Here is a 26,476-nt window from a genome sequence, read left to right on the forward strand (position 1 = left end):
TTATTTTTGTTAATTTAGCAGAAACAAAGAATAATTATGCCATCAGACTGTATCAGCTACCAGAATTCCGGATATTTTTCAAAGCTTATTGTTGATTATTTGAATCAGGAGCCTAAAGTACAGTCGTTTTACCATCGGTTTCCCACTTTGGAGAATTTTAAGCTGCAGATGAACGAAAAGGCGGCTAATTTTCGAGCGGAAAACAGAACAGTCTTGGTTGCTGCATTAAAAAAGCAATACAAAGGTTTCCAGATTTCCGAAGCAACACAACAGAACCTTTCGCTTTTGGAAAACGCAAAAACGTTTACGATTACCACCGGACATCAGCTGAATCTGTTCACCGGGCCACTGTATTTTCTGTATAAGATTGTATCGGCCATCAATCTGGCGAAACAGTTGAAAACCGCATACCCGGACTGTAATTTCGTGCCTATCTATTGGATGGCCACTGAAGATCACGATTTTGAAGAAATTAACTATTTCTATTTCAGAAACAAAAAAATTCATTGGAACCGCGAGAGTTTCGGGCCGGTGGGACGGCTTTCCACAGAAGGTTTAGAAGACGTTTTCGCCGTATTTTCCAAAGAACTGGGTGCCGGAACTAATGCGGAAACCCTGCGCCATTTGTTCCGAAAAGCGTATCTGGAGCATTCTAATTTAGCCGATGCCACGCGGTTTATCGCCAACGAATTGTTCCAAAAAGAAGGTTTGGTGATTGTGGATGGTGATGATTCGGATCTGAAACAACTTTTTGTTCCTTATGTAAAAGAGGAATTGTCACAGCAAACTTCCTATCAAAAGGTTTCCGAAACCATTAAGCAGTTGAACGATTATACGATTCAGGTGAAACCTCGGGAAATTAATCTGTTCTATATTGAAAATAACCTCCGGGAGCGCATCATTTTCGAAAACAACACCTATAAAATCAACAATACCGCTCGTGTGTTTTCTCAAGCTGAAATAATAGCCGAAGTTGAAAATCATCCGGAGAAATTCAGTCCGAACGTAATTTTACGCCCTTTGTATCAGGAAATCATTTTGCCTAATTTGTGCTATATCGGCGGCGGCGGTGAAATTGCTTATTGGCTGGAGCTGAAATCGAATTTTGAAGCTTTCAATGTTACTTTCCCTGTACTTCTGGTTCGGAATTCGGTATTGCTGGCCTATCAGAAACAGGCGGATAAAGCAGATGCGCTGTCCTTGACGTGGTCGGATTTGTTTTCAAAACAAGCGAACCTGATCAATAAAAAAACAAAGGAATTATCCGAATTCAACCTTGATTTTTCCGAACAGAAACAATTTTTACGCGAACAGTTTGAAAAGCTGAACGCCATTGCTGCCCAAACGGACGCTTCTTTTTCGGGCGCAGTAAAAGCTCAGGAAGCCAAACAGCTCAAAGGATTGGAAAATCTTGAAAAGCGCTTGCTGAAAGCCGAGAAAAAAATGCATCAGGAACGTTTGGAACGAATGGTAAAACTTCAAAACGAATTGTTCCCGAACCAGTCACTTCAGGAGCGAAAAAACAATTTTTCGGAATTTTATCTTACTGAAGGTGAGGGTTTAACCACAAAATTGTTTGAAAAATTAAATCCATTATCTTCAGAGTTTAGTATAATTTACTTACAATAACGTATTTATAATTTCTTTTTTCTGCATTTCGTCGATATTTTTATGCATTTCGTCTAACATTTTTCTTTTGAAATTAAGTTGACACCAAAAAAATGTTATTTTCGCAACAGAAATTCAATAAAAAGTTATAATTATCAATATGAAGAAAAATTACGCAATGCTTGGTTTAGGTGCTTTGGCACTTTTTTTATGCTCTTTTTATCAGCTTTCCAACACAAAACCTAAGATGGTTATGGTAGAAGGCGGTACTGTAAAAATGACTCCTCGTGAAAATGCTATTGATCCCAAAACAAAAAAGAAAATCGTATACGATGTAACAGTATCTTCCTTTGAAATGGCTCAATATGAGGTTACGGTAGCAGATTGGAAAGCCTATACAAGTGCTAATAAAATTGAAATGCCCAACAGACCGGTTTGGGGATGGAAAGATGAATTTCCAATCACTAACATTACATGGGTACAGGCTGTTGACTACTGCAACTGGCTTAGCAAAGTAAACAACCTGAAACCGGCTTACAGCAAAAAAGGAGACAAATATGTTTGCGATTTTACAGCAGACGGTTATCGTTTACCAACCGATGCAGAATGGGAATATGCAGCCAAAGGCGGACAGAAATCTAAAAACTTTACGTATTCCGGCGGTAACGATTTAGAACTGATTGCCTGGTATGCGACAAACAGTGAAAAAGCGCCAAAAGAAATCGGTACAAAATTAGCCAATGAATTAGGCTTGTACGATATGAGCGGAAACGTTTGGGAATGGTGTTGGGATTACTACAGCCCTATTTATCATAAAGTAGAAAAGAGAGAGAATCCAACTGGCCCGGACAGAGGTGAAAAACGTTGTGTTAGAGGCGGTTCTTGGGACAGCAGCAAACTGGACTACTTAAACCCTGCGAAAAACCAATTGAACTGGAACCCTAAATCTACAAATGAGTTTTTTGGTTTCCGCGTAGTTCGCACTGTAAAATAATTTTCTGTTAAGTAAGTTGTTTTTCAGTAAGAAAGCAGTACTTTTGCGCCAAATTTAAAAATACAGAAATGGCAACTAACAGAACATTTACAATGATTAAGCCCGATGCGGTTGAAAAAGGACACATCGGAGGAATTTTAAATATGATTACTGAAGCCGGTTTCAGAATCGTTTCTATGAAATTGACGCAATTAACTGTTGCAGATGCTCAGAAATTTTACGCGGTACACAGTGAAAGACCGTTCTTCGGAGAATTGGTGGAATTCATGACCAGAGGTCCGATTGTGGCGGCTATCCTTGAAAAAGAAAATGCAGTGGAAGATTTCAGAACTTTAATCGGGGCAACCAATCCTGCTGAAGCGGCTGAAGGAACTATCCGTAAAAAATATGCAACTTCTATCGGTGAGAACGCTGTTCACGGTTCTGATTCTGATGAGAATGCTGCTATCGAAAGTGCTTTCCACTTTGCAGGAAGAGAGCAGTTCTAATTCGAAAAAAACGTTTGTGATTTTACAAACCTGAAAATAAAAAATCCCGATTCGTCTGAATCGGGATTTTTATTTAAACTAAACCTACCTTATTTAATTAATCAGGCCAATAAAAACAGGAAGACTAATGGGAAAATAATTCCGGCCAATGCCAGTTTCCAACCTCTTCTTTTAAAAGTGTGTTTACCAGCCTTAATCATCATGGCCCCGGTAACGGCTATTGTGATTAAAGACAATCCAAAAATATCCGAATAATAAATCCACCAATTGGAATTGTTTTTGTGCAGTTTCATCGTCTGACTGATAAAAGGCGTTTTCTTAAACGACACGATTTCGCCTTTTCCCGTTTTCAGGTCTATTTCAACATCGGTGTTTTCGTAAGAGATCCGCAAGTCTCCTTTTTTAATGCCGTGACGACGAAATTTGTCTTTCACACCTAATTCCTTTCCTAAGTTTTCAGCAAATTTTTCGTTAATCGCGTCTTCCGAAGGCAATTGAACGGTTACCGATTTCGTTTCGACAGTGTATTTTTCCGGATGCCAGCTTTCTCTGTGGTTCATCAGAATCCCTGAAAAAGCGAAAGAAATAATTAAACCTAAATAGAAATACCCAAAATCACGGTGGATGGATCGAATGTTTTTGTCTCTTTTCTTCATTTTAATTAAAATTTATACTTCAAGGTTGTCATAAACTGACGGGGTGCAATCGGGTTGATACTGTAGTTTTCGTGAACCGTATAGTTTAACTCGTTGGTGATGTTTGACAATCGGCACAAGACAGAAAATTGTTTCCATTCGTAACCTGCAGAAACATCGATTGTAGCATACCCCTTAACCGGGATTTCACGATCGCGGAATTCCACCATATTAGTCGTAGTGTTGTAGAAATAATCATTATTCCATCCGCCAATTCGGTCTCCGATATAGTTAGCAATACTTCCGAAAGAAAGTCCTTTTAATCTTCCGTTTGGAACGGTATAGAAGAAACTTGCATTCGCTGTATGTTGCGGCGTTCTGGCTACGCGATCTCCTTTAACAAAACTTCCCGGTATCCCTTCTCCCAAAACTTTTGTAAAACGCATGTCATTATAACTGTATCCCACTAAAACACTTAATCCCTCAATAGGTTTTACTGTAACATCCAATTCAACTCCTTTACTGGTTGTCTCTCCGGAAAGTATTTTTTTGGTGGTGTCGGTATTGTTCGGCGTTCCGTCTGCTAAGAATGGCGCCATCTGGGCAAAATTACTATTAATAATCTGATACAAGGTAACATTGGTTGTTAAAACTCCATTCCAGAAATCTTTCTTCACCCCTACTTCATACTGATCTATAATTGAAGCTTCTAATGTACTGCCGTAAATATCCGTTCCTGTATTAGGCGTAAAAGAGTTCGCATAACTTGCGAATAACGACATATTTTTAAACGGCTGGTAAACAATTCCTACTTTAGGAGAAAAAGCACGGTCTAGACGTTTTGGGTCTTTTTGCACATCCGGATCGTTTTCCGGACCAAAAGCAGCATCTTCATAAGTAGATGCCTGAGCTTCCTGCCAAGACCAACGAATACCGGCTAAAACCTTAATTTTATCTGTAAACGAAATCAAATCCTGTGCATAAGCTCCGAATCGGTTGGTTTCAGTTTTTACAATTTTTGTATTTCTGGATCCCGGAATATCGTATTCCATTTCATAGGTTGACGGATCAAAAATATTTACGGTATTTCCCGGAGTCAAATCATAGTTTGCTCTGTCAAAAGCATACGTATAGGCTTGGGTAAAACTGTAATCCCAATCCACCCCGGTTGATAACTGATGTTTAATACCACCTGTTTTGAAGATTCCCTGGAAATTAAACTGCTGTCCGGCAATTAAATCTGTGTTTTTATTTTTTCCCAATGGTCTTTTGAAATTACCAAGTGCATCGGGCTGGATGCGTTCCGTACCTTCCGATTTTCGGGTGTAGTCCTGAAAGGAACTGTTTGAACTAAATCTCCAGTTTTTACTGATTTTATGATTTACCTGAGCGTTAACCGTTGCCTGAGTAGTCAAACCGTTAGACCATTTTGCTCCTAAATAGGTGTCTCTTGGGATATCAACAATCTTTTTTCCGATAACACCTGTTCCGAAATCCGGTGTCCAGTTATCTTTTAAATAATCTCCTTGCAACACGATATCGGTTCTTGTTCCAACCTTGAAAAGTAATGACGGATTTACATAAATACGCTCTCTTTCAACCACATCTCTAAAACTTTGTGCTTTTTCATAAGATCCTACAAAACGGTATGCAATGGATTTATTCAGAGGACCGTAGAAATCTACAATCGGTTTGTAATAATCATAACTCCCTGTCTGGAAGGAGATACTTCCCCCTTTGGTAAAAGAAGGCGTTTTCGTTACCATATTGATGATACCTCCCGGAGCCACATTGCCAAATAACAAAGCAGAACTGCCTTTCAAGGCTTCAACCTGCTGTAAAGAAGCTACTTCCGGCATGGATCCTGAGTTAATACGGAAACCGTTTTTAAACATATTGTTGGCACTCATATCGTAACCGCGGGACCAGAAAGATTCCTGAGCACCGCCACGGGCTGAGCCTACATACACACCATTAACATTTTTAACGACATCACTTAAGCGTATCGTTTGCTGTTGTTCTAAAATTTTACTGTTGATCACCTGAATACTCTGTGGTAAATCTATGGGCTTGATTCCCCCTTTTCCGGTAGCTAATGATTTGGTGATTACGCTGCCCGATATAATCACTTCGGATATTTCATTGGCAATTTCATTAAGGTAAACTTTTGGCATTACCGTTACACCTTGCGGCTTCACATTGACAACAACGGAAGAAGAAGTATAACCTACATGGGATAACACTAAAGTAAGTTTTCCGGGTTTCACATTTGAGACTGTGAATTCTCCCTTAACATTTGTAGTAACGTTAAAACCGCCTTCTGAGGATGTAATTGATACGTTTTCGATTGGGGTTTCATTAGTGGTAACAACGGTTCCTTTAATTGTTCCAGTGTTTTGGGCATTTACTTTTATTGCAAAAAAAAGAACAGCAAATAAAAAAAAGATTGGGCTTTTCATTTCGAATTAAGCTTATTTAGATTAATTTTAATTTGACACAAAACTAATCAAGTCGAAAACAAAAAACAAGCTTATTTAGAATAAATAAAAATAAAATTTGTAATCATTTAAGAACCAATTCTTTAACTACATCTTTTCGCAATTCCTCATTAATCATTTTAATGATTTTTTCTTTTCCGTAGCTCAATTCTTCCCGCAAGACCGCTGAAGAAAGAGCCACATAAAGCGTATTTCCCTTTAAAAGCACTTCTGTAGTATAATTATTGACGCCAGGGCCCATGAGATTTTTCCATGCTTCGGCCACATTAATTTTATCCATGCCGCCTTCGAGCTTATTCTCCTGAATAAACTGTTGCAACAAACTGCCGATTGGTTTTTCCTCACTGAATCTTTTCGCCATTATTTCAAGCTGAATTGGATTGCTCTTTTGTAATAATACGTGATATCCTGTTCGTTTTTCACGACCAGTTTATCGTCTGAAAGTTCCAGAATTTCTTCCTTCCATTGGGCATACGGCGTATTATAATGCACCAATACTTCTCCGTCTTTCTGTTCCAGTTGAATATTTTCAGCCAAATCATTCATCAGGTATTTTCCGTCGAGTTGCGGCATTACTTTTTTCCGGAATCCTTTTTTGTTGTCAACCTTAAAAAAATCTATGGTGGTATTAACGGTGTACTCTTTTTTGGATCCATCCGGCATTTCAGCTTTTTCAATTTCCCAGTAGCCGTTTAATTTTGACAGTTCCTGCTCACTGATTTCCTTTTTACAGGCAAGGCTGATGATTCCCAACAAAAAAACTACTGCTATTTTTTTCATATTTACGATCCGGTTTAGTTTCACAAAGGTACTCTGAAAATCCAAGTCTAAAAAATAAACCAGTAAAACTGTTTCGTTTTTTTAATGTCGATCCAAAAACATCTCATTTTGAAAAGTTTGACGAGGAACATAGACAAAAAAAGGCACTATTGAATAGCACCTTTTTGTTTAAAATTATATAAACTCCTATTTGAAGAACGAATCCACAAATTCGTATTTGTTGAACACCTGCAAATCTTCAATCCCTTCGCCTACTCCGATGTATTTTACCGGAATCTGGAACTGATCGGAAATTCCGATGACTACGCCGCCTTTTGCGGTTCCGTCGAGTTTTGTAACGGCTAAACACGAAACTTCGGTAGCTGCGGTAAACTGTTTGGCCTGCTCGAAGGCATTCTGACCAGTTGAACCGTCTAATACCAGTAACACATCGTGCGGTGCGTCTTCCACCACTTTCTGCATGACGCGTTTTACTTTGGTAAGTTCGTTCATTAAACCGACTTTATTATGCAAACGTCCTGCTGTATCGATAATCACCACATCGGCATTTTGTGCTACTGCGGATTGCAACGTATCGAAAGCAACCGAAGCCGGATCGCTGCCCATCTGCTGACGAACGATTGGCACGCCTACTCGGTCAGCCCAGATTTGCAACTGGTCGATGGCTGCAGCACGGAAGGTATCCGCAGCACCAAGCACTACATTTTTACCTGATTTTTTGAATTGGTACGCCAATTTTCCAATCGTAGTGGTTTTCCCGACACCGTTAACCCCAACCACCATAATTACATACGGTTTTTTGTTGGCCGGTATTTCGAATTCGGTGGCTTCTCCGGAATTGGTTTCCGATAAAAGACCGGCGATTTCCTCGCGTAGAATTTTGTTCAGTTCGTCGGTTCCTAAGTATTTGTCCCGGGAAACGCGTTCTTCGATGCGCTCGATAATTTTTAAGGTCGTATTTACCCCAACATCGGATGATACTAAAACTTCTTCCAGATTATCCAGTACATCGTCGTCTACTCTTGACTTTCCGGCAACCGCTTTGGTTAGTTTTGACAAAAATGAGGAACTTGATTTTTCAAGTCCTTTGTCTAAGGTTTCTTTCTTTTCAGAAGAAAATATTTTTTTAAAAAAGCTCATTCTTTAAAGTATGACTTATGGTTTAGACGTTAAAAAGAAGCCTAAAGTTTTTTTTTAGCCCTGATGGGAGCGGCATCCTTTTTTTGGTGGCTGAGGCTTTCGAAGTCACCAAAAAAAGATACAGCGGACAGCAGGAATTACGTATAAAAAACGCCTGCAGTTTGGCTTCAAATCACAGCAAACCGAAACAAGATTCAGATTGCATCTCAAAAATATAAATTTTTTATGAGGTGCTGCCCTCCCTTAGGCTAAATATTAGCACAAAAAAAAATATATAAAAAATAAAAAAGCTACTTCCGAATGAAAGTAGCTTTCCTATATCTTGTATAACGGAATTATTTCTTGCTTAAGAATGCATCCACTTCTTCCGGTGCCATAACTGCCTCAACAAAAGTATAAGCTCCTGTTTTTGGAGATTTTACCATCTTGATTGCTTTGGTTAACCTTTTTGAAGCTGTCTGTAAAGTTGCTACGGTTTTCTTTGCCATGACTCTTTATGTTTTATCCGAAATTTTTATTGCTAAAAACTCCTAATTATTTAATCTCTTTATGAACAGTTACTCGCTTCAAAATCGGATTAAATTTTTTAATCTCTAATCTGTCTGGAGTATTTTTTTTATTTTTCGTAGTAATGTAACGAGATGTTCCCGGAACACCAGAAGCTTTGTGCTCAGTACATTCTAAAATAACCTGGATTCTATTACCTTTCTTTGCCATCTTTGATATATATTATTAGGTGACGAATTATTTTACCAATCCGTTAGCTTTAGCTTCTTTCAAAACCGCAGCAATACCGTTTTTATTAATAGTTTTCAATGCAGATGTAGAAATTCTTAAAGTTACCCATCTGTCTTCTTCAGGAATGTAGAAACGTTTCTTAACTAAGTTTACACTAAATTTTCTTTTAGTTTTGTTCATAGCGTGAGAAACATTGTTTCCAACCATTGCTCTCTTACCTGTAAGTTCACAAACTCTTGACATTATACTTATCTTTATATTCGTTATTCAAAATCAGGGTGCAAAGTAACAAAAAAGAAACCTAATACACAAACTATTCTGATTAGTTTTTTAAAATTTCTTTGTAAATTTTTTCCAGTGCCTTTGTTACCGCCCTGTCGATGACTTTTTCACGGGGTTGCCCAAAGTTAAATTCCTCTGTGTAAACACCGTTTGGAGTCGCCAATGCAATCACTACGGTTCCCACTTCCGCATCGGCATCGCCTTTATTTGGACCTGCGTTTCCGGTAGTTGCCAGAGCATAATCGGTTTGCATTAGTTTCTGAACACCTAAAGCCATTGCTTCGGCTACCTCAACGCTTACAACAGAATGCCTATCAATCAGTTCTTGAGCAACACCTAAGATATTTACTTTTGTTTCCGAGGCATAACTCACCACGCTCCCTTTAAAGTAGTTGGACGAACCCGACACCGATGTTATGGTCGCTGCTATCTTTCCGCCCGTACAACTTTCTGCGGTGGACAAAGTCAGGCCTTTTTCCTTAAGCAATTTTCCTAAAACGACTTCAAGAGTTTCCCCGTCATCAAAACCCACTATGGCTTCTCCGATGATTTGATGCAGCTTTTCAACTTGTTTATCCAATTCTATTTGAAGCTGCTTTTCATCGTTCCCGCGTGCCGATAATCGCAAACGCACTTGTCCCGGACTGGGCAGATAGGCTAATTTTACAAAATCAGGTAAATTGTCTTCCCAGCTTTCGATTTGTTCTGCCAGCAGACTTTCACCAATGCCATAAGTACGAATGGTTTTGTGAAGAATATAAGGACGATTGAATTTGGCAATCAGTCGCGGAATGACTTCGTTTTCCACAAGATATTTCATCTCATACGGAACACCAGGAAGGGAAATAAAAACCGTATTTTCTTTTTCCATCCACATACCCGGCGCGGTTCCTACTTTATTAAAAAGCACTTGGGCTTTCGACGGAACTAAAGCCTGATCTTTGTTGATTTGCGTAATCGGACGTTTGAAAAAACCTTCTATCAATTGGGTAACATGCGCTAAAACGGCTTCATCATAAACCAATTCATCACCCAAATATTCACACAAGGTTTTTTTGGTAATATCGTCTTTTGTCGGCCCGAGTCCGCCGGTTATAATAACAACATCAAAGGTATTTTGAAGTGAAGAAAGCGTTTTTAAAATATGCTGCTTATCGTCTGAAATGGACAGCATCTCAAAAACTCCAATCCCTATTTTATCGAAAGATTTTGCTATAAAGGAGGAATTGGTGTCGACTATTTGCCCGATAAGGATTTCGTCGCCAATGGTAACAATGGCTGCTTTCATGAGGTTTTCGGTAATATTAACTAATTATCAAGGGTTTACAAAAGCTCCAACAACTTTTAAAACCATAGTCAATATTATGAAAAGAAGCGCAAATTTCAAATAAAGATTAACCATTTTTCGCTCTTCGGAAAAACCATTGGCTGCTATAACTTCGGAGTCTAAAACATATTGCCTATCTGCCAGAATCCGGTACACCGAGGCACTGTCTTTATCTAAGATATAAAAGAGGACATTTTCATCAAAAAGAAGTCCTTTTCTTTTGTCGGCATAATAAGCTATCCCATTTTGAGACAACTCATTTTCGAACGACATAACATCTCTGACAGGAACATGCAATTTAAAATGTCTGTCAAATTTAACTCTGATGGTATTAGGCATACGGTAAAGTTTACAAGTTGTAATCTTTCTTCACCTCTTTTAAAGCATTGTCCACATGCTCCTTAAGGCTCTTAAAGATCTCTTTTATTTCTTTTTTCTTTCCTTGCGATTTAGTCCATTCCATAATCTGAAGATTTTCTTCATAGGCTAAATCCATTCCCAATAGATCTAAAGTAGGTTTAATTTTATGTGAGGAGGCGTAGGTTTTGGAATAGTCTTTCTCTGCTATTCCTTCTTTTATGGATTTCATTTCCAAAGGAACTTCTTCCACAAAAAGAGTAATAACTTGTTGTGCAAATTCCGTATCGTTATCCGATATCTCGTAGACTTTTGATAAGTTGTAATGTAATGCCATTTACTTTACCTGAATTCTAAAAAGTTGTTGTCCTTCAATATAACCTTCCAAAACGTCATTCGGTTGCACTTTTGCCACTCCGGCAGGTGTTCCGGTAAAAATAATATCACCAGTTCTTAGGGTAAAAAATTGAGAAACATACGCTATAATTTCATCAATTTTCCACAACATCTGACTCGTATTTCCACGCTGAACAACCTTTCCGTTGTTGGTCAATTCAAAGTTAATATTTTCAAGGGAACTGAAATTTTTTTTCGATAAAAAGTCACTTATTATCGCTGAACCGTCAAATGCTTTTGCTTTTTCCCAAGGCAAGCCTTTGCTTTTTAATTCAGACTGCAGATCTCTCGCGGTAAAATCAATCCCCAATCCGATTTCGTCATAATATTTGTGCGCGAACTTCGAATTGATATATTTTCCCACTTTGTTGATCTTTACCAGAATTTCCACTTCATGATGCACGTCATTGGTAAATTCCGGAATCACAAACGGAAATTGTTTCGGTAAAATCGCCGTGTCCGGTTTCATAAAGATTACCGGTTCGGAAGGGCGTTCGTTGTTGAGTTCTGAAATATGGTCGGCATAATTGCGGCCGATACAGATGATTTTCATTTTTCTTAGCTTTTAGCTATTAGCTTTCAGCAAGTATAACCTTCACCTTGAAACACTATCAATGGCTAATGGCTAACAGCTAATAGCTAATTACTGTTTTGTATTTAACTTTCTCAATTTGATTGCCGTTAAGACTTTTTTGGTGTACAACGGAAAGTCGGCATTTTGAATCCAGCCGAAATACCCCGGTTCTTTCTCCAAAACCTCATCCACCAAGGCGCCTTTGTGTTTCCCGAAGGTGAAAATTTCCTGTCCTTCATTGTTTAAGGCAATAAATCCGGCAAAATCCACCGATTTTTTTCGGGTTGTAAATTCCGAAAGCACTTTCATATCGTTCTCCAGTTCAGGATAACGTTCTAATTGCGCTTTTAGTATTTCGTAGGTTGCCATGGTATCGGCTTCGGCGCTGTGGGCATTGTCTAACGATTGTCCGCAGTAGAATTTATAGGCGGCACTTAAGGTTCGTTCTTCCATTTTGTGGAAAATTGTCTGCACGTCTACGGAAACGCGGTTTTTCATGTCGAAATCCACTCCGGCACGCAACAATTCTTCTGCCAGGAGCGGAATATCAAAGCGGTCGGAATTGAAACCCGCCAAATCAGAATCCTTAATCATGTTGTGAATCTGCGGAGCCAACTCTTTAAAAGTAGGTTCGTTCGCCACTTTTTCGTTAGTGATTCCGTGAACCGCCGTTGCCTGAGCCGGAATGGGAATGGTTGGGTTTACCAGCCACGTTTTACTTTCTTTGTTTCCGTTGGGATATACTTTAACTATTGCGATTTCCACGATTCTGTCTTTGCCGATATCGATTCCGGTGGTTTCCAGATCGAAAAAACAGATGGGACGGTTGAGTTTTAATTCCATTCTTATTTAATATGTTCTACAAATATAATAGAACACACATCATTTTAAAAGAAAAGCATAGAGATTAACACCCCTTATTAAAATGAAATTTACTTAATCAGTTTAATATTTGTTACGGTTCTCCCTGAAGTTATTTTTAAAACATACAACCCGTCTGACAATGTTGGCGGCAACTGCAAATGTTCGGAATGCAAACCTGCAAGGCAACTTTTCTGATGCAACAGGTTTGAAACCAGCCTTCCATTACCATCATACAAATCCACAGACAGTACTTCAGACTGATTCAAATTAAAGTAAAGATGCAGTCTTTCCCTTATCGGATTAGGATAAACCATAAAACCATTGTTTTTTACTTCGAATTCACTACCTGACAACGCAGAAGCAGCATTAAAACGAAACAACGCCGATTGCGGATGAGTAGACATCACATCAGGGCCATAAGTAAGCCCAACCATTATTTTTCCGTTTGGCAATTTGCGTGCCTGAACATCGCCCGCAGCCATTAACATTGAATTGGTAATTATGCCATTTTGCCCGAAACCAATATCTATACTGCCGTTAGGGAGCAATTGCGTAATTCCTAATTCATGAGTAGTTCGCGGTACGGGATCTGTAACCTGTATCGGATTGCGAAACCCAATTAGTATTTTCCCATCGGATTGCAATTCCAAGGAACTTTCCGGAAATGGACGAATTATTACGCCTGCTGTTCCAAAACTTGCATCGAAATTTCCGTTTCGGTCAACTCGTATTATTTTATAAACATTATGAGGATAATAATTTTCGTCATAATATCCTGAATCTACAGAGCACAAAATCTTACCATCCTGATAGATATTAATACTTTTTACGATATTTTTTATATCATAATTAAAGTTGAGAATACCATCTGTATTGAAACTCGAGTCCAGCGTGCCATTCTGATTAAATCTCGCAATAAAACCTTGCGTAGGGCTTACAAAAGTCGAATTATCTCCTAAACTACCCGACAACAGCAGTCTGCCTTCATTATCCAATTCCAAGTCTGTTACAGTTATTGTACCTAACAAAGCTGTCAAATCTAAAAAACCATTGTTCGCGAATGTTAAGTCAAGTGTGCCATTGCTATTATAACAAAGAAGTTTTCTTTCATTGGTAACTCCATTGATAACTTGCTGAACTACAAAAAATTTACCGGCGCTCTTCACCAGAAATTCATTTGCAGAATCCGGAAGAATAACGACTCCCTGATTACCAAATGACAAATCTAAACTACCATCCGAATTATATTGCACCAAAAAAGATTGCGAAAATCCTGATCCTGAAGAATAGATAATACCACAACCTAAAATTTTAGCATCTTCAAGAATGCGCACGCATCTAAAATCGGGTTTGCCCGGAAATTCATTGATGATTCTTCCGTTTGTTCCAAAAGCAGTGTCATAGGCACCGTTGGCCATAAAACGATCTATGTAGTATTTCCAGAATCCACCATGATTAAAATAAGAACCTGCTACAATTGTTTTCCCATCCGGTTGAAGCAAAAGTGCATTTATCTGAGACTCATAGCCATTAAAATCTAAGAGCACTTTACCATCCTCACCAAATTGAGAATCCAGGTACTCATTTTGAGCCATTGTCGAATTGTTATACAAAAACAAGGCAGTAAGGAAAAAAAAAGTAACTCTATTCATACCCTATCTATTTGACAACCACTAATTTACAAATAAATACATTGCATAATTCACATTTAACAGCATAAAAAAAAGACCTCATTTTGAGGTCTTTTTAAATATATTATGCATTGTATTAAATATCTCTGTTGATATCCCAAGCTTCCAGATAATCCGCCACGCGTTTTACGAAGCTTCCTCCTAAAGCACCGTCTACCACTCTGTGGTCGTACGAGTGCGATAAGAACATTTTCTGACGGATACCGATGAAATCACCTTCCGGGGTTTCGATAACCGCAGGCACTTTGCGGATAGCTCCTAACGCTAAGATTCCCACTTGCGGCTGGTTGATAATCGGTGTTCCGAAAACTGAACCGAAAGTACCCACGTTGGTAACCGTATAAGTTCCACCTTGCGTATCGTCTGGTTTTAACTTACCTGCTTTTGCTCTGTTTCCTAAATCGTTAACCGCCTTGGCCATACCCACCAAGTTCAACTGGTCTGCATTTTTGATTACCGGTACGATTAGGTTCCCGTTTGGTAAAGCTGCTGCCATACCTAAGTTGATATTTTTGCGTTTGATGATATACTCACCATCCACGGAAATGTTCATTCCAGGGAAATCTTTCAGGGCTTTGGCTACCGCTTCCATGAAGATTGGTGTGAAGGTTAACTTCTCTCCTTCTCTCTTTTCGAATGCGTTTTTCACTTTGTCTCTCCATTTCACGATGTTGGTTACATCCACTTCGATAAACGACTGTACGTGTGCCGAAGTCTGTACCGATTCCACCATGTATTTGGAAATCAGCTTGCGCATTCTGTCCATTTCCACGATTTCATCGCCACCGTTTACAGATACCGGAGCCGGAGCTGTTGCCGGAGCAGCCGCAACGGGCTGGTTTCCTCTGTTTTTGATATAGTTAAGAATGTCTTCTTTGTTCACACGGCCGTCTTTTCCGGAACCCTGAATGGATTCTAATTCCGCAAGAGAAATACCTTCTTCTTTAGCAATGTTTTTCACCAATGGCGAGAAGAATTTTTCTGATGCTGAAAAATCTGCCGGAGCGGCCACTGCTTTCGCTGCTTCAACAGTTTTGACCACTTCTGCAACCGGAGCCGCTACTGCTTCTGCCTTTGGTGCTTCTGCTGCTACGGCACCGCCTTCGGTTTCGATAATGGCAATGGTTTGCCCGACCTGTACCACATCATCGGTATTGAAAAGAATTTCCACAAGGGTTCCTGCCACTTCAGAAGGCACTTCACTGTCTACTTTGTCGGTAGCAATTTCCAGTACTGCTTCGTCCATTTCAATTCGGTCTCCAACTTTTTTCAACCAGTTGGTTACAGTTGCTTCTGCAACGCTTTCTCCCATTTTGGGCAATTTCAATTCAAACTTTGCCATATCTTTAAACTAAAGTTGTTTTTTCGTGTTTGGTTTGCAAAATTACTAATTATTTCGATTTATAATTTCACAATATGTATTTTTTTACGCGATTTCAATGATTTCACCTCTGTCGTTACTATTGTTGCTTCCTATGAAGAAGAAACTGCTTTCCGGAATGATTTTAAAGGTAAAACCCTTGTTTTTAAACCGTTCCAGAAAAGCGATTATTGCTTTAAATGTAACATTATTGTTATCCAGCAGGATTTCCAAATGTTTTTCGGGTGATTTTGCCTGCGAAAATAACAGATTTTCATCAATATCAGCAAGGCGGGTAATCTTTTTTTGCAGTTGGTTTTCCAATTTGTTTTTCAGCGTTTCATCCGAAGAAATCAAAACATATTCCGAAACATCATAAACCACTTGTTTTTGTTGGTTTTTCTTCAGTAACGCAAAGGCAAAAGCACCCATTCGCATCAATACATCAAAAACAAACGAACCGCCAAAATGTTTTTTGTAGAAAAACTGCATGGCTTCCCGAAATCGCTTCATATAAGTTCCGTCACGCACCGTACTTTCTCCTTTATAATGTATCACGGAAGTTTCATGGAAATAATAGTTCGATTTTCCCGATTTTAAAACCAGATAACTCAGATCAATATCGTCGGAATACATGAAACAGTTTTCGTCGAAACCGCCCACTTGAAGGTACAAATCGCGCTTCATTATCATAAAAGCCCCGACAAGGATGTCGACTTTACCTGTTTCGTTTTCAGATAAATGCTGAGCGTAATATTTATTGAAAAGTGAAGACTTCGGAAAGAGTTTATACAACCCGAAGATTTTGGTAAACGCCACCCAAGGTGTCGGAACACCACGTTTGCATTCCGGAAGGAAGTTACCGGTTCCGTCCATCAGTTTGCAACCGACAATCCCTAAATCCGTTTTGGATTCGGCAAACCGTAGTATTTTTTCAAAAGTATCTTCGGCTACAACCGTGTCCGGATTTAAAATACAGAGATATTTCCCTTTCGCTTCGGCTACTCCTATATTATTGCCTTTCGGAAAACCCAGATTGGCTTTGTTTTCGATGAGTTTTACGTTGGGAAAACGTTGTTTCATCATCGCGCAACTGCCATCTGTTGAAAAATTATCCACGACAATAATTTCGCTGTCGATGTTTTCCAATGCCTTTTGAACACTTAGAACACATTGCTCCAGAAAATAACGGACGTTGTAGTTGAGGATGATTACCGAGAGTTGCATTTTTCAAAGATATAGGTTACGCTGCAAAGTTGCAACGGTTCAAAGTAACAAAGTTTATAACCTTATTAATGCTGCCAATCCGGTCACTTAAAAAAGTGTTTCTATTTCCACACTGCCCTTGTGACTTTTATTTGAAACTATTTTTTTAGTCACAAAAACTGTGACTTTTTTCTAAAAACAAAAAATTAGTCACAAAAAGCGTGACTTATTTGTAAAAATATTTTTTTAGTCACAAAACCAAAAAGATCCAGCCTGTTCACCCAACAGCATAAAAAGATTGTTTCGTTACCTGCAATGCCCTACTTTTGCAAAGTTCTGTTGTACACCAACTCATACCTTAAACCTCATAATTCAACAAAGTGAATTACTTATCAGTCGAAAATATATCCAAGTCCTACGGCGAACGCGTGTTGTTTGAAAACCTTTCGTTTGGCATCAACAAAGACCAGAAGATTGCTTTCGTAGCCAAAAACGGGACCGGAAAAACTTCCATTTTACGTATCATCACCGGGGAGGATACGCCGGACAACGGTCAGATTGTAATGCGCAAAGACATCAAAATGGCGTTTTTGTCGCAGGAACCGAATCTTCAGAGTGAGCTAACCATCGAGGAAAGTATTTTCGCTTCCGACAACGACATTTTAAAAGTGATCGAACAATACGAAAAAGCGCTGGAAAACCCGGCGGATGAAGAAGCGTATCAGAAAGCGTTCGACAACATGGACCGTCACAACGCCTGGGATTTTGAAACCCAGTACAAGCAAATTCTCTTCAAATTAAAACTGGAAGACTTAAAACTGAAGGTTAAAAATTTATCCGGAGGACAGAAAAAACGTCTGGCTTTGGCCATCATCCTGATTAACAAACCCGATTTACTGATTCTGGACGAGCCTACCAACCACCTGGATCTGGAAATGATCGAATGGCTGGAAAATTATTTTGCCAAAGAAAACATTACGTTGTTCATGGTAACGCACGACCGTTTCTTTCTGGAGCGCGTCTGCAATGAAATCATCGAATTAGACAACGGAAAATTATACCAATACAAAGGCAATTACTCCTATTATTTAGCGAAGAAAGAAGAACGGATTGCTTCGGAAAACGCCAGTATCGACAAGGCTCAAAACCTTTTCGTGAAAGAGCTGGAATGGATGCGCCGTCAGCCGAAAGCCCGAACCACCAAATCCAAATCGCGTCAGGATGATTTTTACGTCATTAAGGAAAAAGCGATGAGCCGCCGCAAAGAAAATGTGGTGGAACTGGAGATCAATATGGAACGCATGGGAAGTAAAATTATCGAACTTCACAAGGTTTCCAAAAAATTCAGCGACCGCGTAATCCTGAACGGGTTTGACTATACGTTCAACAAAGGCGAGCGCATCGGAATTATCGGCAAAAACGGTACGGGAAAATCTACGTTTCTTAACATTTTAACGCAAACCATCCAACCGGACAACGGAAAAGTGGTGATCGGGGAAACCATAAAAGTAGGCTACTACACCCAGGCCGGAATTAATCCGAAACCGGAGCAGAAAGTAATCGACATCATTAAAGAATACGGCGAATACATTCCGCTTACCAAAGGACGCACCATTTCGGCAGGCGCTTTACTGGAACGCTTTCTTTTTGACCGCAAAAAACAACACGATTATGTGGAAAAACTAAGCGGTGGCGAATTAAAACGCCTGTATTTGTGTACGGTTTTGATTCAGAATCCGAATTTTTTAATTCTGGACGAACCTACGAATGACCTTGATATCGTTACGCTCAATGTGTTGGAAAGTTTTCTTTTGGATTATCCCGGTTGTCTTTTGGTGGTGAGCCACGACCGTTATTTCATGGACAAGATTGTAGACCATTTGTTTGTATTCCGCGGCAACGGTGTGATTGAGGATTTCCCGGGGAATTATTCCGATTGGCGTACGTATGAAGATTCTGCCGAACCCGAAAAAGACGAAACGCCGAAAGAAAAATCGAACTGGAAAGAAAAACAGGTCAAGCAAGGCTTAACGTTTCAGGAGCAGAAAGAATTCCAGAAAATCGAACGCGAAATAAAGGATCTGGAAGCCGAAAAAGCTAAAATAGAAACTTTATTCTCAGAAGGAAAAGTAGCCGATAACGACATCGAAAGCAAAGCCAACGAATTGCAGAAAGTAATTGAAACATTAGAGCAAAAAGAAGAACGCTGGTTTGAATTATCGGCTAAAATGGAAGAATAATTTAGTGGTCGTAAAACCGATTTACAATTTCAAAATAAATTACAGCCGCGAATTTCACAAATTAGCACAAATTAATTCGTGGAAATTCGTGTAATTAGTGGCAAAATGATACATATTATCACCTCATACTTCAAATTCCTCTGGCACTCCAAAAACCAACACGGAGTGCATTCGCCGTTTGTGTATTCTTTGGTGACGAAATGCTTTTACGATAAAAAAACAAAACCGCAATACAAACTTCTTAAAGCTTACCGGAACGAACTTCTGAAAAACAAAAACACGATTGAAGTAACCGATTTCGGAGCCGGTTCTCGGGTTTTCAAATCCAACACCAGACCAATTGCAAAAATTGCAGCCACGGCAGGAATTACTCCGAAACGAGCGGAATTATTGTACCGAATTGTGAATTATTTTCAGCCGGAAACTGTTTTGGAAATCGGAACTTCGTTAGGATTGGCCACCTCTGCCCTTTCCCTTGGTAATCCGAAAGCTAAAATCACCACATTGGAAGGTTGTCCGGAAACATCCGGCGTGGCTCAAAAACAATTTCAACAATTCAATTTCAACAATATTGAAGCTGTAGTAACGGAATTTAAAGACTATTTCTCAAAAACTGCGACTGGAAACTGCGACTGGAAACTAATCTACTTCGATGGCAACCACTCCAAAGAAGCTACGCTTGAATATTTTGAGTTGCTCTTACCCACCATCACTAACGACACCGTTTGGATTTTCGACGACATTCACTGGTCGGAAGGCATGGACGAAGCTTGGGAAATCATTAAAAATCATCCGAAAGTAACCGTAACCATCGACACCTTTCAATGGGGCTTGGTTTTCTTCCGTTACGAGCAGGAAAAAGAGCATTTTGTCATCCGTATTTAGGTTTTTAGTACCTTTGCTGTGTTAAAACAACGCAAATGGACGTCGATAAAATCTTCGAGAACAATCGCAACTGGATTGCACAAAAACTTCAGGTGGACGAACACTATTTCACCAATTTATCCAAAGGACAAACTCCGGAATTTTTATACATTGGTTGTTCCGACAGCCGTGTCAGCGCAGAAGAGCTCATGGGTGTAGCGCCCGGTCAGGTTTTCGTGCACCGCAACATCGCCAATATGGTTCCGAATACGGATCTGAATTCGATGTCGGTCATCAATTACGCGGTGGAACATTTAAAAGTGAATCACATCGTGGTTTGTGGTCATTACGGCTGCGGCGGCGTGAAAGCGGCGATGCAGCAATCGGATTTGGGTATTTTGAACCCGTGGCTGCGCAACATCCGTGACGTTTACCGCCTTCACAAAAAAGAACTGAATGCCATTACAGATGAAGAACAACGCTACCGCAGATTAGCGGAACTAAACGTTCAGGAACAATGCATCAACATCATCAAAACGGCTGAAGTTCAAAAAGCCAATACAGAACGGAATCTGAAAGTTTACGGTTGGATTTTCGATATTCACAGCGGAAAACTAATCGATCTGAACATTGATTTCAATGAAATTATCAACGGAATCCGGGAAATCTACAAGATAACGTCTTAAGCCGGTAAAAGCCTGAATTTTAACAAACATATAACACCATTTAAAAATCATAACCAATTAAAAATCAATAACTTTACAATGAGTTACGGCCCATCGGCAGATGAGCAATAGCTCATCGCACATCATACTTTTTTTTAAGATTCCCCGCTTTAAATGAGTGGGGAGTTTTATTTTCGGGTGTAACGAACCGTAAAAAATTTCTACTTATTGTCATATCAAAATACGTTTTTGTATTTTTAAATCCGAAAAACAAACCGTAATGTCACAACCCATAATCAACATTAAAGGAATTACCCGTGATTTCCCTCTTGGAAATGAAATCGTTTACGTTTTAAAAGGAATCGATTTACAAATCAACAAAGGCGAATATGTAGCCCTAATGGGGCCATCCGGTTCGGGAAAATCAACTTTGATGAACATTTTGGGCTGCTTGGACACGCCTACTTCCGGTTCCTACATCCTTAATGGTAAAGACGTTAGCAAAATGGAAGACGACGAACTGGCCGAAATCCGCAACAAAGAAATCGGGTTTGTGTTCCAGACCTTCAACCTGATGCCGAGAACCACCGCTTTAGACAATGTAGCTTTACCGATGATTTACGCCGGACACAACAAAGAAAGCCGCGACAAACGCGCCACCACAGTACTTACACAAGTTGGATTGGCCGACCGTATGGACCACAAACCCAACCAGCTTTCGGGAGGTCAGCGTCAGCGTGTGGCCGTTGCCAGAGCTTTGGTAAACCATCCGTCCATTATCCTTGCCGATGAGCCAACCGGAAACCTGGACAGTAAAACCTCTGTGGAAATCATGAACCTTTTCGACGAAATTCACGCCAACGGCAACACCGTAATTCTGGTAACCCACGAGGAAGACATTGCCCGACACGCACACCGCATCATCCGTTTGAAAGACGGCATGATCGAGAGTGACAATCCGAACCGATAGCAGATTGCAGTGTTCAGTATTCAGTGCGCAGTTTGCAACAAAAAAAACACAAGTTTCAACGCCCAAATATTCACAATCAAGATCCTGTTTACTGATTACTGCCAACTTTAAAAGGGAGCGAATGGTTCCGGCTTATCAGTAAACCCTGTTCCCGCCATCCGCTGTATCCGCCAAAGGCGGGATGCCACTACTGTCGGGGCTAAGAAGGAATTGTATGGAATATTTGCAAACTTCTCAAAAACCTCTGTACCTTAGCCAGATATTTTTTTATTCTGATTTCTGATTTCTGATTTCTGATTTCTAAATTCTAAATTTCAAATGAAAGTCTATACCAAAACCGGCGATAAAGGAACCACGGCCCTGTTTGGCGGCACCCGCGTTCCGAAACACCATATCCGCATCGAAAGTTACGGCACTGTTGACGAATTGAACTCGTACATCGGGTTAATCCGCGATCAGGACATTAATCCGTTATACAAAAACGTTTTAATTGAAGTACAGGACCGTCTTTTTACCGTTGGCGCCATTTTAGCCACACCACCGGAGAAAGAAATCCTTAAAAACGGTCAGCAACGCTTAAACATCAACCGCATTTCTCCGGAAGATGTTACCTTTCTGGAAAACGAAATCGACACTATGGACAGTGCTTTACCGCCCATGACGCACTTTGTTTTGCCAGGCGGTCATACTACCGTGTCATATTGTCATATTGCACGCTGTGTATGCCGTCGTGCCGAGCGTTTAGCCACACACCTGAACGAAATTGAGGTCATAGACGAGCTGGTTTTAACCTATCTGAACCGACTTTCTGACTACCTTTTCGTCTTGGCACGGAAGTTGTCGTTGGACCTGCACGCCGATGAAGTGAAATGGATTCCGCGTAAACAGTAAACAGTGTTCAGTAAGCAGTGTTCAGAAGTTTGCAACAATCAGTTTTCTGATTACTAAATACCGGCCACTGACTACTAAAAAAACGACGTTCTTAACTTTTTTTAAAATAAAACGAATTTTACTTGATTTTTTCAGTATAAAATTTATTTTTGCATAAAACTATAAAATCGATATCAAGATGTATTGGACATTAGAATTAGCATCTTATTTAAGCGATGCTCCGTGGCCAGCCACAAAGGACGAGCTTATCGACTATGCGATTAGAACCGGAGCTCCTTTAGAAGTTGTGGAAAACCTGCAGTCTATTGAAGACGAAGGAGAAATCTACGAATCAATGGAAGAGATTTGGCCGGACTATCCAACCGACGAAGATTATCTTTGGAACGAGGATGAGTATTAAAAAAATAAAACCACAACGAAAAAGTCTCAAACGAGGCTTTTTTTTTGTGTAAATTTGCAAACATTTACAGTATATAAACCAACAGAATTATGAGTTTCATAAACAGCATATTAAAAGCCTTTGTGGGAGACAAATCCCAAAAAGACGTAAAAGCAATTCAACCGATTATTACAAAGATAAAATCTTTTGAAGGTGCTTTAGCTGCTCTTTCCAACGATGAACTAAGAGCCAAAACAACTTTCTTCAAAGAACAGATTAAAAATGCAAGAGCCGAGAAAGACGCAAAAATCGAAGCGTTAAAACAGGAAGTTGAAACCACCGACAACATCGACAAAAGAGAAGATTTGTATGCGGCCATCGATGCTTTGGAAAAAGAAGCCTATGAAATCTCAGAAAAAGTCTTAAACGACATTTTACCGGAAGCTTTTGCCGTGGTAAAAGAAACCGCCCGTCGTTTTAAAGAAAACAGCCAGATTACGGTTACGGCTACCCCTAAAGATCGCGAATTATCCGCTACTAAATCCTATATCACCATCGACGGAGACAACGCGGTTTGGGCCAACTCCTGGGATGCTGCCGGAAAAGCCATCACTTGGGACATGATTCACTACGACGTTCAGTTAATTGGTGGTATTGTGCTTCATCAGGGAAAAATTGCTGAGATGCAAACCGGGGAAGGTAAAACCTTAGTAGCCACTTTACCTCTATACTTAAACGCATTAACCGGAAACGGAGTACACCTGGTAACCGTGAACGATTACCTTGCCAAGCGTGACAGTACCTGGAAAGCGCCTTTATTCGAATTCCACGGATTAACCGTAGACTGTATCGACAACCACCAGCCGAATACTTTAGCCCGTCGCAAAGCTTACGAAGCAGACATCACTTATGGAACCAACAACGAATTCGGTTTCGACTACCTGCGCGATAACATGGCACACACGCCAGGCGAATTGGTGCAAAGAAAACACAACTACGCCATCGTCGACGAGGTGGATTCCGTATTGATTGACGATGCCCGTACGCCGTTAATCATCTCCGGACCGGTTCCTCAGGGCGACCGTCACGAATTCACCGAATTAAAACCGAAAATCGAAAACTTATACAATCTTCAGCGTCAGTTGGCCAACGGTTTCTTAACCGAGGCGAAACGTTTAATCCGCGAAGGCAACACCAAAGACGGAGGTTTCCAATTGCTTAGAGCTTACCGTGCTTTACCAAAAAACAAAGCATTGATTAAATTCCTGTCTGAAGAAGGCGTGAAACAAATCCTTCAGAAAACAGAAAACGAATACATGCAGGATAACAACCGCAAAATGCCGCAGGTTGACGAAGCCTTGTATTTCGTAATCGAAGAGAAAAACAATCAGGTGGAATTAACCGATAACGGTATCAAGTTCTTATCTCAGGATACTTCCGATGATTTCTTCATCTTACCGGATATCGGAACGGAAATCGCCAACATCGAAAAACAAAACCTTTCCAAAGAACAGGAAGCCGAAGCCAAAGAAGCTTTATTCCAGGATTTCGGGGTGAAAAGCGAACGTATCCACACTTTAACACAGCTTTTGAAAGCGTATACCCTATTCGAAAAAGATACGGAATACGTAATCATGGACAACAAAATTTTAATCGTAGACGAGCAAACCGGACGTATCATGGACGGACGCCGTTATTCCGACGGATTACACCAGGCGATTGAGGCAAAAGAAAACGTAAAAATCGAAGCAGCTACGCAAACTTTTGCTACGATTACTCTTCAGAACTACTTCCGTATGTACAACAAATTAGGAGGTATGACGGGTACCGCAGTTACGGAAGCCGGCGAGTTCTGGGAAATCTACAAATTGGATGTAGTGGAAATTCCGACCAACCGAGGCATTGCCCGTAAAGATAAAGAAGATTTAATCTACCGTACCGTTCGTGAGAAATTCAACGCGGTGGCGGATGATGTGCAGCAATTGGTAGCAGAAGGCCGTCCGGTGTTAATCGGTACAACTTCGGTTGAAATTTCCGAATTGTTGAGCCGTATGCTTAAAATGAAAGGCATCCAGCACAACGTATTGAACGCGAAATTACACAAACAGGAAGCGCAAATCGTTGCGGAAGCCGGTAAACCGGGCGTGGTAACCATCGCTACGAACATGGCCGGTCGTGGTACCGACATCAAATTGACGGATGAAGTAAAAGCTGCCGGCGGTTTAGCCATCATCGGTACGGAGCGTCACGATTCGCGTCGTGTAGACCGTCAGTTGCGTGGTCGTGCAGGTCGTCAGGGAGATCCGGGAAGTTCACAGTTTTATGTGTCTTTGGAAGACAACCTGATGCGTTTGTTCGGTTCGGAAAGAGTAGCCAAAATCATGGATCGTATGGGAATCAAAGAAGGTGAAGTAATTCAGCACTCGATGATGACCAAATCTATCGAAAGAGCACAGAAAAAAGTAGAAGAAAACAACTTCGGGGTTCGTAAACGTTTGCTGGAATATGATGACGTAATGAACGCACAACGTGAAGTGGTTTACAAACGCCGTCGTCATGCCTTACACGGAGAACGTCTGAAAGTAGACATCGCCAACATGATGTACGATTTGGCCGAACTGATTGCCGAAAACAACAAAGTCGCTAAAGATTTCAAAAACTTTGAGTTTGAGTTAATCCGTAATTTTGCTATCGAATCACCGATTTCCGAAAGCGATTTTAACAAACTTTCCGAAGTGGAAATTGCCGGCAAAGTGTACAAAGCTGCGATGGACACTTACAACGCGAAACAGGAGCGCAATGCTAAAGAGGCTTATGCGGTAATCAAAAACGTATACGAAAACAACAACGGACAGTACGAGCGTATCGTAGTGCCTTTTACAGATGGCATTAAAACGCTGAATGTCGTTACAGATCTTGAAAAAGCGTATACTTCCGAAGGAAAATCGTTATTGGCGGATTTTGAAAAGAACATCACTTTGGCCATTGTAGACGAAGCGTGGAAAAAACACTTACGCAAAATGGACGAGTTAAAACAATCCGTTCAGTTGGCTGTTCACGAGCAAAAAGATCCGTTGCTGATTTATAAATTTGAAGCGTTCCACTTGTTTAAAAACATGCTGGACGGCATCAACAAAGAAGTGATTTCGTTCCTGTTCAAAGGTGATTTACCTTCTCAGAACCCTAACAACATTCAGGAAGCTGAAGAAGTTCCGGTACAGGAAGATTATACGACTTCCAAAGAAGAAGTTTTGAATACCGACGAAATGGCGGCCAGAAACCGTGAAGCGGGACAAATGCAACAGCAACAACAACACCATGTAACGGAAACTGTGGTTCGCGATGCGCCAAAAATCAACCGTAATGACAATGTTACCATTAAACACGTAATGAGCGGAAAATCGGAAACCATGAAGTATAAAAAAGCAGAATCGCTACTAGCTTCAGGTGAATGGATTATCGTAAACGAATAAACTTATCTTGTACTCAAAATAAAATCCCCAACTGACAACCAATTGGGGATTTTTGT

At 40.2% G+C, this 26,476-nt stretch carries 26 protein-coding genes; 10 read left to right on the forward strand and 16 right to left on the reverse strand.

Annotation, left to right across the window (positions count from 1 at the left end; all coding sequences use genetic code 11):
• Nucleotides 1–36 precede the first annotated feature (36 nt).
• The 3 genes from bshC (at nt 37) to G498_RS0110760 (ending at nt 3,090) form a co-directional block, all read left to right on the forward strand.
• A complete protein-coding gene (bshC, locus tag G498_RS0110750) occupies nt 37–1,629 on the forward strand; it encodes a bacillithiol biosynthesis cysteine-adding enzyme BshC (RefSeq protein WP_026981151.1) in 1,593 nt (530 codons plus the stop codon).
• A 139-nt stretch (nt 1,630–1,768) separates the two neighbouring features.
• Nucleotides 1,769–2,602, forward strand: coding sequence for a formylglycine-generating enzyme family protein (locus tag G498_RS15485; RefSeq protein ID WP_051269860.1), 834 nt, complete (start codon nt 1,769–1,771; stop codon nt 2,600–2,602).
• A gap of 68 nt (nt 2,603–2,670) precedes the next feature.
• Nucleotides 2,671–3,090, forward strand: coding sequence for a nucleoside-diphosphate kinase (locus tag G498_RS0110760; protein ID WP_026981152.1), 420 nt, complete (start codon nt 2,671–2,673; stop codon nt 3,088–3,090).
• A 101-nt stretch (nt 3,091–3,191) separates the two neighbouring features.
• Here the strand turns inward: G498_RS0110760 and G498_RS0110765 are convergent, their stop codons facing one another.
• The 16 genes from G498_RS0110765 to G498_RS0110845 all read right to left on the reverse strand — a co-directional run bounded on the left by G498_RS0110765 (nt 3,192) and on the right by G498_RS0110845 (nt 16,959).
• On the reverse strand, nt 3,192–3,746 hold the full coding sequence (locus G498_RS0110765; protein WP_035744029.1) for a PepSY-associated TM helix domain-containing protein: 555 nt from the start codon (nt 3,744–3,746) through the stop codon (nt 3,192–3,194).
• Nucleotides 3,747–3,751: 5 nt separating this feature from the next.
• Nucleotides 3,752–6,184: a TonB-dependent receptor gene (locus tag G498_RS0110770; RefSeq protein ID WP_026981154.1), complete on the reverse strand. Its 2,433-nt coding sequence runs from the start codon at nt 6,182–6,184 to the stop codon at nt 3,752–3,754.
• Between the two features lie 103 nt (nt 6,185–6,287).
• Nucleotides 6,288–6,584, reverse strand: a complete 297-nt coding sequence (locus G498_RS0110775; protein ID WP_026981155.1) for a DUF721 domain-containing protein — start codon at nt 6,582–6,584, stop codon at nt 6,288–6,290.
• On the reverse strand, nt 6,584–7,003 hold the full coding sequence (locus tag G498_RS0110780; protein ID WP_026981156.1) for a lipocalin family protein: 420 nt from the start codon (nt 7,001–7,003) through the stop codon (nt 6,584–6,586). Before G498_RS0110780 ends, G498_RS0110775 begins: the two co-directional genes overlap by 1 nt.
• Before the next feature lie 186 nt (nt 7,004–7,189).
• Nucleotides 7,190–8,143, reverse strand: a complete 954-nt coding sequence (gene ftsY / locus G498_RS0110785) for a signal recognition particle-docking protein FtsY (protein ID WP_026981157.1) — start codon at nt 8,141–8,143, stop codon at nt 7,190–7,192.
• A 335-nt stretch (nt 8,144–8,478) separates the two neighbouring features.
• Nucleotides 8,479–8,631 (reverse strand): DUF4295 domain-containing protein, encoded by a 153-nt coding sequence (locus G498_RS15635; RefSeq protein WP_081694232.1) that lies wholly within the window; start codon nt 8,629–8,631, stop codon nt 8,479–8,481.
• A 46-nt stretch (nt 8,632–8,677) separates the two neighbouring features.
• A complete protein-coding gene (gene rpmG / locus G498_RS0110800; protein WP_026981158.1) occupies nt 8,678–8,860 on the reverse strand; it encodes a 50S ribosomal protein L33 in 183 nt (60 codons plus the stop codon).
• Nucleotides 8,861–8,887: 27 nt separating this feature from the next.
• The gene (gene rpmB, locus G498_RS0110805; protein ID WP_026981159.1) at nt 8,888–9,124 is read right to left on the reverse strand and encodes a 50S ribosomal protein L28; all 237 of its coding nucleotides are present in this window, start codon (nt 9,122–9,124) and stop codon (nt 8,888–8,890) included.
• A 79-nt stretch (nt 9,125–9,203) separates the two neighbouring features.
• Entirely contained in the window at nt 9,204–10,451 is a 1,248-nt protein-coding gene (locus G498_RS0110810; RefSeq protein ID WP_026981160.1) for a competence/damage-inducible protein A, read from the reverse strand.
• Between the two features lie 27 nt (nt 10,452–10,478).
• Complete coding sequence (locus G498_RS0110815; RefSeq protein WP_026981161.1) at nt 10,479–10,829, reverse strand: hypothetical protein; 351 nt, start codon at nt 10,827–10,829, stop codon at nt 10,479–10,481.
• 10 nt (nt 10,830–10,839) lie between these two features.
• Nucleotides 10,840–11,184: an Hpt domain-containing protein gene (locus G498_RS0110820; protein ID WP_026981162.1), complete on the reverse strand. Its 345-nt coding sequence runs from the start codon at nt 11,182–11,184 to the stop codon at nt 10,840–10,842.
• On the reverse strand, nt 11,185–11,796 hold the full coding sequence (locus G498_RS0110825; RefSeq protein ID WP_026981163.1) for a fumarylacetoacetate hydrolase family protein: 612 nt from the start codon (nt 11,794–11,796) through the stop codon (nt 11,185–11,187).
• Between the two features lie 90 nt (nt 11,797–11,886).
• Nucleotides 11,887–12,660: a 3'-5' exonuclease gene (locus tag G498_RS0110830; RefSeq protein ID WP_026981164.1), complete on the reverse strand. Its 774-nt coding sequence runs from the start codon at nt 12,658–12,660 to the stop codon at nt 11,887–11,889.
• Between the two features lie 89 nt (nt 12,661–12,749).
• Nucleotides 12,750–14,333, reverse strand: coding sequence for a T9SS type A sorting domain-containing protein (locus G498_RS0110835; protein WP_026981165.1), 1,584 nt, complete (start codon nt 14,331–14,333; stop codon nt 12,750–12,752).
• A gap of 115 nt (nt 14,334–14,448) precedes the next feature.
• Complete coding sequence (locus G498_RS0110840; RefSeq protein WP_026981166.1) at nt 14,449–15,714, reverse strand: dihydrolipoamide acetyltransferase family protein; 1,266 nt, start codon at nt 15,712–15,714, stop codon at nt 14,449–14,451.
• A gap of 84 nt (nt 15,715–15,798) precedes the next feature.
• Nucleotides 15,799–16,959 (reverse strand): glycosyltransferase family 2 protein, encoded by a 1,161-nt coding sequence (locus G498_RS0110845; protein WP_026981167.1) that lies wholly within the window; start codon nt 16,957–16,959, stop codon nt 15,799–15,801.
• A 359-nt stretch (nt 16,960–17,318) separates the two neighbouring features.
• On the opposite strand from G498_RS0110845, the gene G498_RS0110850 reads away from it, so the two are divergent.
• The 7 genes from G498_RS0110850 (at nt 17,319) to secA (ending at nt 26,420) form a co-directional block, all read left to right on the forward strand.
• Complete coding sequence (locus G498_RS0110850; RefSeq protein WP_026981168.1) at nt 17,319–19,178, forward strand: ABC-F family ATP-binding cassette domain-containing protein; 1,860 nt, start codon at nt 17,319–17,321, stop codon at nt 19,176–19,178.
• A 105-nt stretch (nt 19,179–19,283) separates the two neighbouring features.
• Entirely contained in the window at nt 19,284–20,063 is a 780-nt protein-coding gene (locus G498_RS0110855) for an O-methyltransferase (RefSeq protein WP_026981169.1), read from the forward strand.
• A gap of 35 nt (nt 20,064–20,098) precedes the next feature.
• Nucleotides 20,099–20,728 (forward strand): carbonic anhydrase, encoded by a 630-nt coding sequence (locus tag G498_RS0110860; protein WP_026981170.1) that lies wholly within the window; start codon nt 20,099–20,101, stop codon nt 20,726–20,728.
• Between the two features lie 259 nt (nt 20,729–20,987).
• A complete protein-coding gene (locus tag G498_RS0110865; protein WP_026981171.1) occupies nt 20,988–21,677 on the forward strand; it encodes an ABC transporter ATP-binding protein in 690 nt (229 codons plus the stop codon).
• Between the two features lie 318 nt (nt 21,678–21,995).
• Nucleotides 21,996–22,568, forward strand: a complete 573-nt coding sequence (locus G498_RS0110870) for a cob(I)yrinic acid a,c-diamide adenosyltransferase (RefSeq protein ID WP_026981172.1) — start codon at nt 21,996–21,998, stop codon at nt 22,566–22,568.
• Nucleotides 22,569–22,746: 178 nt separating this feature from the next.
• Nucleotides 22,747–22,968 carry a DUF2795 domain-containing protein gene (locus tag G498_RS0110875; RefSeq protein ID WP_002986941.1) on the forward strand — a complete coding sequence of 74 codons (222 nt, stop codon included), beginning with the start codon at nt 22,747–22,749 and terminating at the stop codon, nt 22,966–22,968.
• 89 nt (nt 22,969–23,057) lie between these two features.
• A complete protein-coding gene (secA, locus tag G498_RS0110880; RefSeq protein WP_026981173.1) occupies nt 23,058–26,420 on the forward strand; it encodes a preprotein translocase subunit SecA in 3,363 nt (1,120 codons plus the stop codon).
• The last annotated feature ends 56 nt before the right edge of the window (nt 26,421–26,476 follow it).

This window comes from Flavobacterium suncheonense GH29-5 = DSM 17707, assembly GCF_000430025.1.
In the GTDB taxonomy this organism is placed as follows: domain Bacteria; phylum Bacteroidota; class Bacteroidia; order Flavobacteriales; family Flavobacteriaceae; genus Flavobacterium; species Flavobacterium suncheonense.